Genomic DNA, 11,510 nt, shown 5'->3' on the forward strand with positions numbered 1-11,510 from the left:
CCACATGCCTCTTCCAATAGGTATGACGCCACATCAAAGCATCTGGATGAGGTTTGTTTTTTAGGTGTCTCAGGGATTCAATTGTTATGCCCAGGTCAGCTCCTGTAACACCGCTTGGCTTGTAGACCACCTCTAGAGTCTCGGGGTCAAAAGCAAACAGATTTGCGTCAAAGGCTAGGTGGTGATTGGCGCATAAGACTACGCCGTTTCTCGGGTCATCACTACCGTTTTCCGCTACAGGCCGAATATGTGCAGCCTGTAACATCTCGACTCTACTTACAGAGCAAACCGCGCACTTGGAACCGTAGCGCCTCAACACGTTAAACTTAAACAAGGGCTGATTATTTGACCTTTCACGTCTGGATACTTCTCTACTTCTTCGCGGTGTAGTAAGTTCAAACCGGGGCAACTCGTCGTCACGGCTAAGCCTTGGACTTGTAGGCTCTACCCACTCCTTCGACAGCGCTATCAGGAATATAGCGGCTTCATCATGCCATTCTTGAACGAGACCTACGGACCTCGCAATGCTTCGTCTTGTGACGAATGCGCTACGACGAAAATTGGTATTCCTAGACGACCTGCGTTCTTGGTGGCCAATACTTCCGCCCTATCATGTCCAAACCGCGAAGTCTCTGGATAATGATAGATGATATGGGTGTCCGATAAGTCATCCGGGTAATGGCGACCGGTATGGAGTATACTCACAGTGACTCCGCCTGCACCTCCAACTAGAGTCGAAGTGTTTGCTTTATCATAATAGATACCCTGATAGCCTCCATATATTCTAAGGTCCCGGAGTAATTGTGGCGGAATTCCGGGCAAACCGGTGTAGCTTCTAGCAAGTTGGTCATACATAGCTCTTCTACGATTCAACTCCAACCGAATTCGTTCATCCAATCTTTCTCCCTCCCCAGCCTTACTAATTTCTCCTCTGTTTGTCTCCACATCCCACGTCCAGGTTAAAGGAAACAGTGAGCTTAATGGCGCTAAAATTGAGATACCGAAATAGAGATGCTTCTAGCGTCTAACTCATTCAGTTTGAGTTCCCCAAAAGCAGGTATAATGTGCTTTTCGATAATGTTCTTATTTCTAAGTCTCGTCGTATCGCGATAATTGATTCGGCTGTCCAGCCATTCTCGCATGTATTGCTCAATTGTAGGAACCACACGCCCCATGGAAGGCTCGGGGAGACGCTCTGGAGGGGGGTGCCCCAAGACACACCTAGCTGCGAACTCTTCGTACTTCTGGACACACTCCTAGCCACAAACTGATACTTCTTACCGTCGATAGTTCGTTGAATCCTGGAACGATTCTGTCCCTTCATTACCCCTACCATTACCAAACCAAAACGAGTATTCACTTTCTTTGCCACAAAAAAAGAGCCTCCTCGTGCGGCCAGAGACAGAATATCACCATGAAGAGAGTACAACTCAATGCTTACATCAGTGACTTATTCCTGCCTTTGTCCACCGCTAAAGTGGCTCTACAACAGCATTTTCAAAATGGCGGCCCCGGCAGGAATCGAACCTGCGGCACGCGGATTAGGAAACCGCTGCTCTATCCCCTGAGCTACGGGGCCGAATACGTTATATAGTATACCACAGGAAATCGGCGATGTAAATGTATCAGTTCCAGAAGTCATCGTTGGTTTGATCCTTCTTACTCACATATAACCTTCCTTGGGTATCTAAGACAGCCGCGAGGACTTCACTAATGTCCGTTATTCCATACTCCTTGAGCTCTTCCTCTAGCCATTCCTTGGTCAACTGGTTTTCCTTCAGGTTGTCTTGCAGCACATCACCATCTTGAACCAACACCGTAGGTAGACCTTCGTAGGAAGTCGGCAGCCGCAGGTCCCTGGGTGTCACCGGCCTTGCCTGGGACTTGGGGATGACACTGATCTGACCGTTGGTCTCGAGAATGGCGAACTCAACATCGGCTAAGTTGGGGTAATTCCTTTGCCTTAGCTGTATCATCAGATCATCTAGATTAATTCTGGTCTTGCGCATCGTGTCTTCCAGAATCTGCCCGTTTTGCACCAAGACCAAGGGCTCTTCCTGGACAACGCGACGCAGTCTGGGAGCCTTGAGGGAGACGATAGAGATCAGAATATGGATTGAGGCCAAGGCAGCCACCGCGCTGACGTAGGCGACTAAGGTGGTTTCCGAGCTAGAGAGAAAACCGCCGGTAATGCTCCCAACGGTGACAGCAGAAACAAAGTCAAACAGGGTCAACTGTCCCATCTCCCGCTGCCCCATCAGTTTTGTCATGAGGAGCAGGAACCCGTAGGCAGTTGCGGCTCGGGCGATCCACTGTAGGGCAGTCAAAGAGGATTGTCCCGTCCAGAAGGGCATGTCCATCCCTCACAATCTCTAGGGTAGATAGTAATATCCCCAGGAATTCCTGGGGATATGAAAGGTACCGCTAGATTGTGCTTGCCTTGCTAGAACTTGTAGGTGATTCCCGTACCAACCATGATGTCGGCATGACTTCCGTACTCCGTGCCGGGGTCGCCAAGAAAATAGGTAGCTTGGATGTCCCACTGCAAATGGGTATCCAGGATGGAAGTGTGACTTAGGGTCAGCGCCTGGGAATCATCTACTAAGTTGCTGAGTAGATGGACAGAGACGCTGTTAAAGTCGTCGTAGGCGTAGGTTAATTGGTTAAACAAAGAGTGTCTCCCGAGGGTAGCATTGGCCAGTACTCCTGGTCGCCACCACTTATAATCCTTAGGGTCTTTGGCACCGGTGGAATCATACAGGTATTCACCCATCCAGACTAGTTTGCCCTTGGCCCAGCTGTAATCAGAGCCCATCAGCCACAGCAAGCGCCCGCCATCATCATAGGGGAAATCCGGCTCGTAGGTGAGTTCGCTATGTACTCCTAGCCCAGCCAGGTCCATAGCCAGGTCTCCACCTAGGATTGGATTCTGCTTACGGGTAGCCAGGAATACCGACCAATCTATGCCATCGGTGTATCCGTGGTAGCGCATTCCCATGGCCAGATCATCGCTCTTGGGATCCTCCGCCAGAACCATGGAAGTGTAGGCCAAGGGTCCATGGGAGATGGTAAGCAGCGCTGCCGTTACTCCGTTGCGCTGTCGGTCGGGATTTAGGGCATCGGGGGGATTGAAGATATCGGAAGGACTCCAGGCCCGACCGGTACCCCAGTTAATCTGCTGCTTACCCAAGGTTAAGTCAACTTTGGGTAAGAACATCCGCACATACAACCGGTTAACGTCGGCATCGGAGTACCAATCCTCGCCCCTTTGCTCTATCCATCCGCTGACATCGGCAAAGAATCGGACATTACTATCCCGCAAGCTGGCCTGCAGGGTCAATTCCGTTCTGGGATCCCACTCCCAATCTCCGTCGGTCTTTACTCCTCGCAGTGAGGATTCCCAATCTCCGCCGAACCAAGGGCTAGCGGCCAGTGTGGGAAAGCTGACAACGGCTAGGATTAGGAGGACAGTTAAGATAACAGCATTGGTTCTAATTAGTTGTGTAGTGGCTCTTTCCAACATATCCAACCTCTCCAATGAGATAATGTTCTACAGCAAAGGCGCTAACGCATCAAGGACCGGAGGGAGAGCAGTCCTTCGGGAATCTCAACCCCCACCTCGATGTGCGTGAGGATCATGGTGGTGGAGGAGTTGCGCTTAAGTTGATCCTCCATCACTACTTCTGTGGGGATATAGCGCCCGTTGATGTACTCCACCTTCTTAGTGGTGCTGACTTTGAGTAGCTTTCCACTTACCGCGTACAACTCCTCTCGCAAGGGCACAAATCTCTCCTGATCAATCCAGCCCTTACGCTTGGCGTAGGATACTTCTGCACCGGGGAGAGCTTCCGCTTCAATAACATAGGTGGGTCTACCATCGATTTCCTCTTCATCAACTACAGTGAAGGTATAAAGTTCCGTCAGTTTGTCGGCTTCGAGAGCATCGGAGTAGGAAAAATCGCTACCCATCATTCCCTGGCGAAGCATATGCCCGGAAATCTTGACGAGGTCGTCGGCGTGAGGGAAGAACATCCACAACTCGTCTTCTATTTTCAAATACTTACTTCCTCGGTCCCCGGGATTGAGAAAAGTTACCAGTCCGGAACGGGTATCTCCTTCGCTCCACATCTCCATTTCTTTGACCATTTCACGGTTCCGAGCCCGGATAATCATTTTTGCTCGGGAGTAAGCAGTGGGGAAGTAGCCGTTTTCGTCGACCTTGGTCATAATCTCCAGACCAGATAGCTCTTCACCCAAGGCGACTGTTGTCGTGGCAGCTAAGACCAACGAGATAACCAGAAGGGCTATTAGCTTCCTCAAGGTGATCTGCCTCCTTAGTTTTCTTTTGTTGAAGTTGATACCGACTATGAGGTCCGCAGGGCCTCGGTGGGATCCAGCCGTGCCGCCCCTCGAGCGGGGATATATACCGCAATAGCAGTTATGATCAAACCGGCAACAAATGCGAAGGCCAATATACCAAGGGAGAACTGCGGATAGATCGTTGGAGTCATCAGAAACTCTGCGCCGATGGACTCTATCCCTTCATAGGGTATACCGGTAATAGATAGGGTTCGAGCGATAAACCCGCCGAAGATAGTCCCTAAGGCACTGCCGGTGACCCCCAGGAGGGTGCCTTCTAGCATAAACAGCCTGAGGATCTGCCTTGGCCGAAGCCCCAGGGCTGCCAGCATCCCTATTTCCCTAGTTCGCTCATTGACGATCATGATCATTGTGTTAATTACTACAAAACTAGCCAGTCCCAAGATGAAGAAGTACACGAGGTTGTAGATAACCTTGGCCATGCTGATGTAGGAGAGCAGTTCGCTTTGATCGTACCAAGGCACCGCCTCGTAGTAATCCAAGCTGTTGTGCTCACTCAGAATTGCCTCTATCTGGCCGTGGAGCTTCTTGGTCTGACCTTCATGTCTCGTCTTGATGAGGATCTCTGTCACCATATCGGGCATGTTAAGAATCCCTTGGGCAGTATCTAAGGGAAGATAGACAAGGTGCCCATCAAGTAGTTCCAGTCCACTGCGGAGCTCACCGACGATATCGAAGCTGTATCCCTGCATCGAACCAAAGGCATCGCTGAAAAGCAGTGTGGCCCGATCTCCGACCTTTAAGCCAAGTTTGTTGAGCAGCTTAGAGCCCATCGCCACTTCCCGGGCTCCAGGTTTGATAAACCGGCCGGCATGTAGATAGCGGTCAAGATTGGCTAGTTTCATTTCCACCTCCGGCTCCACACCTAGACCGATCATGCTCACGGTGTCATCATCCTTCACCGCCATGGCCCCAAACTTGATGCGGGGAGAAACGGTGACTGCCATGGGCTCTTGGCGAAGGGTCTCTACCATTGGCCCAATACCTTCTCCGGAAAATCCATCGATGGGGTAGTTAAGGGAAAGGAGGCGTTCCTTCGGCCGATACTCCCGTTGGGTGATCCGAACGTGCCCTGAGGTTAACTCCACGCTGTTGCGGGTAACGGAGTCCACGAGACCATCGACCATTGACTTTGTTAAGATCACTACCAGAACTCCTAGCGCAATAGCCAAGAAACTGAGTATAGATCGCATGCGATGGCGGTTGATGTTGCGAATAGCCATCCGTAAGATCATTGCATCTGTCCCTCCTTTAGTGAGCCTGCAGCGACTGGATTGGGTCCTTCACAGCTGCCGCTCGGGCCGGTAGGTAACTGGCGACGAGGCATATCAAGACCCCCATGACAAAGCTCTGCACCATTGTCTGCGGGTTCCACACGGAGTGAATGCTTCCGGTGACGGGATAGCCCACGGACATATCACCGAAAAAGTAGGTGAGGTCCATCCCAACGTCCACCAAAAACCAGTTGAGCAGGGCGCCGAGAGCCACTCCGACCAAGGAGCCCAACACTCCAATTCCCAAAGCTTCGAAGGCGAACTCCATGATAATCTCTCGTTCCTGGAGTCCCATGGCCTTCATCGTTCCGATCTCCTTCACTCGTTCCATCGCGCCCAGGAGAACAGTGTTGACCACACCAACTATACCGATGAGGAGAATTAGTCCCAAGAAGACGCCCATGATTTGTGCTTCCGACTCACTCATAGCCAGAAAGTCTGCCGACACCTCTCGCCAGCTATAGGCTCTGACGGGAGCAGATGCGTCCAAAGCTTGATTGACTGCCACAGTAACGCCGTCGACATCCTGGCCATCGCCGATGCGGATAAAGAGCTCCGTTGCCTGTCCGGGCATCCCTAAAGCCTTTGCCGCGACATCATAGGGAATAAACACCGATGAAAGATTTATCTCTGGATGGGGGGTCTTGGCCAGTCCGGATATCTGCACATCGATGGCCTGAAAGGCTCCCGTCTTAGTTTTTGTGATCAGAGTGAAATAATCGCCAATGGTCAACTCCATCAGGTCAGCCAAGGACTCGCCGATTACCGCCTGATAGCTTTCCGGCTCAAACATTTCACCGGTGATGTGCTCCGGGAGCTTGAAAACCCGAGGGTCTGTATCGGGGTCGATACCCAGGGCCACCACCAGGAGTTCGTCCATTCCGTTGTTCAGTAGGGCGGAAAAGGTAATCCTTGGTGTCACCGCCTCTACGCCTTCGACACTGGATATCTGTTGAGGAAGCTCTCCGACGGGGAAGGTATATTCGAGAGGCAGCTCATCCCGTTCGTCGAGATATCGGGGGTCCAGTACCTGGATGTGGCCGCTTTCGTAGGAGATGAGGTTGTCGATTGCCATCTGATCGAGACCGGCCAGTAAACCATCGGTGGCGATGTACGATAGGATTGCAACGGAAAGGGTAAGGCATGTGACTAAGGTTCTTCGCTTCTGGCGCACAAGATTTTTGTAGGCCAGCTTGGCTAGATACCAATACACCGCTGTTACCTCCTTTCGTCGGCTTCGATTCTCCCGTCCTTCACCGTGATCAGGCGCCGGGCATGTTCCATCACCATGGGGTCATGGGTACTGAAGATGAAGGTGACGTTTTTCTCCTGATTCATTCGCTGCATCAGCTGGATGATGGACTTTCCCGTTTCTGAATCGAGGTTGGCGGTGGGCTCGTCGGCGAGAATCAACTTGGGCTCCTTGACCAGTGCCCGGGCAATGGCGACTCGCTGTTGTTGTCCGCCGGAGAGGTCCTGGGGCTTGCGGTCGTATAGTCCCTCTAGCCCCACGGCATCCAGGATATCGATCACTCTCTTGCGCAGCTCCTGGGGGGAGTAGGTGCCTTGCATAGCTAGGGCAAACTCCACATTTTCGTAGGCGGTAAGAACGGGAATCAGGTTGTAGGATTGGAAGATGAATCCGATCTTTTCGCGGCGCACATCGGCAAGCTCCCTTTTGGTCAAGTCTGCCAGGGGCCTACCCTCCAAGGTGATTTCACCGGAGGTTGGGTTATCCAGGCAGCCGATTAAGTTCAACAAAGTGGTCTTGCCAGAGCCTGAAGGTCCAGCGATGGATGTAAATTCACCGGAGTCAATGCTCAGGTCAATTCCCCGCAGGGCCGGCACTCTGACGGACCCTTGGTAGTAGTCCTTGGTGATGCCTTTCAGCTCGAGAAGAGCCATAGTTGATTACCTCCATTTCCACAGGGTTTTCTGGCTTTCTTCAATACGGGTTCTTATCCTTTCTGTGATTTTGATACTCCGCTAGCAGCTTTAGATAGCCGTCGGTCAGAAATTGGATAGTGTCATTCATTTCAGCAAAGCGCGTTTGAGACTTGGGGCCAGCATTGAGCTTTAGCCCTGTCTGTGCCAGTCGCTGCATTGCTGTCAGCTTCTGCAATCCCGCAGCCAGCGTCGAGGTCCACACCCCATCGGCAACGTGGTAGTAGTCCTTGCGGTCACCGTGAATACCAATCTTCCGCAACAGACCCATCTGCTCCAAGAGTCGCGTGTTGTTACTTACCGTTGCCTTGCTAACCTTAAGACCCTTGGCGATGTCATCGAGGGATTGGGGTTCTTCGGTGATCATGAGCCACCCCAGAATGCGACCGGCGGATCGAGAGGAACAGTACTGAGCAAAGATGGTACCAAATTCTTCCACTAAGAGAATTTCTTCCTCGGTCGGCACGGCATCTCACCTCCCCTCAACATTTACCCCGTTTACTATGTTTAGTATAAACTAAACGAATTGATTGAATGAACAAGGGCAATCTGGAAACTAAAGGGAATTTCCCGGTATCACTAAAGGACCCTAGTGGGATGATAGAGAAAATATCTGCATCAAACTGTAGGGGGTGCCAATTCATGGCAGCAGTATTGGAGAAGATCGAACATATTGGCATTTATGTAGCGGATCTAGACAAGTCTGTGGCCTTCTATCGCGATGTCCTCGGCCTTGAATTGAGGGAGGTAGTGGAAACTCCCAACGGTCGGATTGGATTCATTCAAATCGGCGATTCCCAGATCGAACTCTTGGAATTTGACGTTGGCGAACGCACCCATGGTATCGTCGATCATCTGACCTTTACCGTGCGGGATATCGACGCTATGTATGCTAAGTTGAAGGAACATAACGTTGAACTAATTGATCCCGAGCCCAAGACAATTTTCAACGACCATCGGATTCTTTTCTTCTACGGCCCCGACGGGGAGAGATTGGAGCTGTTTCAGCCGGCGAAGTAAAAGGCTAGGAACCCTTGTCGAGGGTGGGGTTTAAACCCTTGCGGGTCGGGCATAGATGACCTGAAGCCATTTCCATGGGGAGAGAGGTGCAATCTATGTCCAATAAGCTGGCAATTGGGGATCTAGCTCCCAAGTTTAGCTTGCCTGATCAGGATGGAGCCGTAGTTAACCTAAAGGACTACGTCGGTAAGAACGTGGTACTGTATTTCTACCCCAAGGATGATACCCCTAAATGCACGATAGAAGCCTGTAGCTTCAGAGATAACCTAAGGGAGTATCAAACATTGAATGCTGTGGTCCTTGGGGTGAGCAAGGACAGTGCAGCCAGCCATAGAAGGTTTGCCGACAAGTACAACCTGAATTTCCCGCTGCTCAGTGATGAGGACTTGGCCGTTGCCAAGGCCTATGGTGTCTACCGGCGGACAAAGAACTCTGAGCAAGAAAGTTGGGAATTTGTTCGCTCCACCTTTCTAATCGATGGGGAGGGGCGATTGGCCCAGATCTGGTATGATGTTCAGGTGGATGGACATGCCGATGCCGTGAGGGAAGCGATAACAAAGTTGAATTAGAAAAAGCAGAACTACTGGCCTTCTACCATGGACGTAGAGGGCCAGTTTTTTCTCTCCAGCTGGGATAGTTTCCAGGAGTCTAGTAACTGGCGAAGAAGGATATAAGCGGTAAATCCGATGAAATACGATGACAAAGGGAGGGTGTTGCAATGACAGTAGTGAAACGGGAAGATCTGCGCCAGGTAGTGTCTGAGGTCGTTGAAAGTACTCCGGTAGTGGATATCCACACCCATCTGTATTCCCCGGACTTTGGTGATCTGCTTCTCTGGGGATTTGACGAGCTGGTAACCTATCACTATCTCATCGCGGAGACGATGAGAATTGAATCGATGCCCTATGAGCAGTATTGGACCATGGGTAAGCAGGAGCAGGCGGATCTGATTTGGCAGCGGCTGTTCCTGGATAACAGCCCCTACAGTGAAGCCGCCCGGGGCGTGCTAACTACCCTGCACAAGTTGGGTTTAGATGTTTCAAGCCGAGATGTGGCTTCTTATCGGGAGTATTTTGCCAACCTAACGGTGGAAGAGTACGTTGACAAAGTATTTGAAGTAGGAAACATCTCCAAGGCCATCATGACCAATGACCCCTTCGATGATGCAGAGCGAAGGGTGTGGCTGGAGAAGGGCGGTTGTACCGACGAGCGGTTCCTGGCAGCCCTGCGCTTAGATCCCCTGCTGATTGATTGGCCCAACGCCTGTAGACGGTTGGCGGAATGGGGTTACAAGGTAGAGGTAGGGTTGACGGAGCCAACGGTAGCAGAGGTGCAGCGCTTCCTGAAGGATTGGATCGGTAGGATGAAGCCGGTATACATGGCGGTATCCTTGCCCTATACCTTCCGGTATCCCGAGGATTCCGATATGGCAAAGGTCATTGAGCGGTGCGTCCTGCCGGTATCGAGGGAGACCAACGTTCCCTTTGCCTTGATGATTGGCGTCAAACGCTCGGCCAATCCTGGCCTGCAAGTTGCCGGCGATGCCGTGGGCAAGTCCGATATCACGGCAGTAGAATACCTCTGCCGCAACTATCCCGACAACAAGTTCATGGTCACCATGTTGTCCCGGGAGAACCAGCATGAACTGGCGGTGGCTGCCCGTAAGTTCCGTAACCTAATGGTCTTCGGGTGCTGGTGGTTCCTGAATAACCCCAGTCTCGTCGAGGAGATTACTCGGATGCGCTTTGAGCTTCTGGGCTCCAGCGTGATTCCCCAACACTCCGACGCCCGAGTCTTGGATCAACTCATCTACAAGTGGGCCCACTCCCGTCAAATCATCGCTAAGGTCCTTGCTGACAAGTATGAGGACTTGGCTGATACCGGTTGGCTTGTCACCCGTGAAGAAATCGAAAGGGATGTGGCCAAACTCCTTGGCGGTAACCTCTGGACCTTCCTAGAGGGCTAACGGACTTAATAAGGAGTTAGATAAGAGGTAGAATGAAAAAGCCTTGGACAGGTTTGAACCTGCGCCAAGGCTTTTTTATCTCCACATTCAATTAGTTGCTAGGTGTTGTCTACCCCAGGCGTTCCCACAGGGGAGCCAAGCGTTCCTGTCCCGCATCCCCGAGGACAATCGGGGTGATGCCGGTGATTTCACAGAGATAGGTCAAGGCTCGCACCCTGTCGCCAACCATCCCCTGGATGTGGTTGCAGGGGAAGACGGTGAGAAACTCCTGGAAGGAGCTCTCCAGTCGGACGTGGGCATGGGGCCAAGTGGGATCCGTTTGGTCGTTGAGGGCTTTGGCTTCCTCAGGAGGAAGTTCCACCGTCTCTCCCTTGGCGATGACCATATAGGGTTTGTCGTCCCAGATACCCAGTCTAGCAAAGGTCATCTCTGCCGCTGCCGCGTTGAATTCCACGGAAGCTCCTCCGGACTTAAAGTAAAGATCCAAGGCCGGATGGAAGGTGATTTTTTCGAAGTTGTCCTTGGGATCCATACTCAGGTTGGCATAGTAACTGGAGTGGTTACCGGAGTTGCACCAATCCCACAGGTCTTTGTCGGGGTGGTACAACCTAACGTCCATAAAGAGACCCGGCAGTCCTCCGGAGACGTATTTTAGCATCTGCATCGTGATGGCGGCATTGGCATCGGCTTCAGTGGCACAGACGGTGGGCTCCTTCGGGCCGTTCCAGTCGTAGGGGTCGTTAAGCAGCATCTCGGCAACGTCGGCGATACAAACATACTCCGACATCTCCCGCTGCCCCTTGATGCCGCAGAAATCAAAGCCCTTTTCCTCGTTGACTTGGCGAACGGCCAAGTAGAGGCGAATCTGGGTTGCCAAGGTTTCCCGGGTCAGCATGTAGTCATCGTACAACAGTCGATCCCCCAGC

The 11,510-nt window shown here is 51.8% G+C and carries 13 protein-coding genes and 1 tRNA gene; 3 read left to right on the forward strand and 11 right to left on the reverse strand.

Features of this window, described 5'->3' with window-relative positions:
* The 10 genes from GX030_07560 to GX030_07605 all read right to left on the reverse strand — a co-directional run.
* On the reverse strand, nt 1-265 hold a 265-nt coding region (locus GX030_07560), incomplete at its 3' end, for an HNH endonuclease (protein ID NLV92232.1).
* A gap of 721 nt (nt 266-986) precedes the next feature.
* Nucleotides 987-1,142, reverse strand: a complete 156-nt coding sequence (locus GX030_07565) for a hypothetical protein (GenBank protein NLV92233.1) — start codon at nt 1,140-1,142, stop codon at nt 987-989.
* 361 nt (nt 1,143-1,503) lie between these two features.
* Nucleotides 1,504-1,579 (reverse strand) — tRNA-Arg (locus tag GX030_07570).
* A gap of 46 nt (nt 1,580-1,625) precedes the next feature.
* Entirely contained in the window at nt 1,626-2,354 is a 729-nt protein-coding gene (locus tag GX030_07575; protein NLV92234.1) for a DUF421 domain-containing protein, read from the reverse strand.
* Between the two features lie 89 nt (nt 2,355-2,443).
* A complete protein-coding gene (locus GX030_07580; GenBank protein ID NLV92235.1) occupies nt 2,444-3,523 on the reverse strand; it encodes a hypothetical protein in 1,080 nt (359 codons plus the stop codon).
* A 41-nt stretch (nt 3,524-3,564) separates the two neighbouring features.
* Nucleotides 3,565-4,320: an outer membrane lipoprotein-sorting protein gene (locus GX030_07585; GenBank protein NLV92236.1), complete on the reverse strand. Its 756-nt coding sequence runs from the start codon at nt 4,318-4,320 to the stop codon at nt 3,565-3,567.
* Between the two features lie 44 nt (nt 4,321-4,364).
* Nucleotides 4,365-5,615 carry an ABC transporter permease gene (locus GX030_07590; GenBank protein ID NLV92237.1) on the reverse strand — a complete coding sequence of 417 codons (1,251 nt, stop codon included), beginning with the start codon at nt 5,613-5,615 and terminating at the stop codon, nt 4,365-4,367.
* A 16-nt stretch (nt 5,616-5,631) separates the two neighbouring features.
* Nucleotides 5,632-6,867: an ABC transporter permease gene (locus GX030_07595; GenBank protein ID NLV92238.1), complete on the reverse strand. Its 1,236-nt coding sequence runs from the start codon at nt 6,865-6,867 to the stop codon at nt 5,632-5,634.
* A 5-nt stretch (nt 6,868-6,872) separates the two neighbouring features.
* Entirely contained in the window at nt 6,873-7,559 is a 687-nt protein-coding gene (locus tag GX030_07600; GenBank protein ID NLV92239.1) for an ABC transporter ATP-binding protein, read from the reverse strand.
* A 40-nt stretch (nt 7,560-7,599) separates the two neighbouring features.
* On the reverse strand, nt 7,600-8,064 hold the full coding sequence (locus GX030_07605) for a MarR family transcriptional regulator (protein ID NLV92240.1): 465 nt from the start codon (nt 8,062-8,064) through the stop codon (nt 7,600-7,602).
* A gap of 176 nt (nt 8,065-8,240) precedes the next feature.
* Between GX030_07605 and GX030_07610 the strand changes: the two genes are divergently transcribed.
* The 3 genes from GX030_07610 (at nt 8,241) to GX030_07620 (ending at nt 10,584) form a co-directional block, all read left to right on the forward strand.
* Entirely contained in the window at nt 8,241-8,618 is a 378-nt protein-coding gene (locus GX030_07610; GenBank protein NLV92241.1) for a VOC family protein, read from the forward strand.
* A 107-nt stretch (nt 8,619-8,725) separates the two neighbouring features.
* A complete protein-coding gene (locus GX030_07615; protein NLV92242.1) occupies nt 8,726-9,187 on the forward strand; it encodes a peroxiredoxin in 462 nt (153 codons plus the stop codon).
* Between the two features lie 149 nt (nt 9,188-9,336).
* A complete protein-coding gene (locus GX030_07620) occupies nt 9,337-10,584 on the forward strand; it encodes a glucuronate isomerase (protein NLV92243.1) in 1,248 nt (415 codons plus the stop codon).
* A 109-nt stretch (nt 10,585-10,693) separates the two neighbouring features.
* Here GX030_07620 and GX030_07625 read toward each other — a convergent pair whose 3' ends face one another.
* Entirely contained in the window at nt 10,694-11,494 is an 801-nt protein-coding gene (locus GX030_07625) for a hypothetical protein (protein NLV92244.1), read from the reverse strand.
* Between the last annotated feature and the right edge of the window lie 16 nt (nt 11,495-11,510).

The organism is Bacillota bacterium (assembly GCA_012727955.1).
In the GTDB taxonomy this organism is placed as follows: domain Bacteria; phylum Bacillota; class Limnochordia; order DTU087; family JAAYGB01; genus JAAYGB01.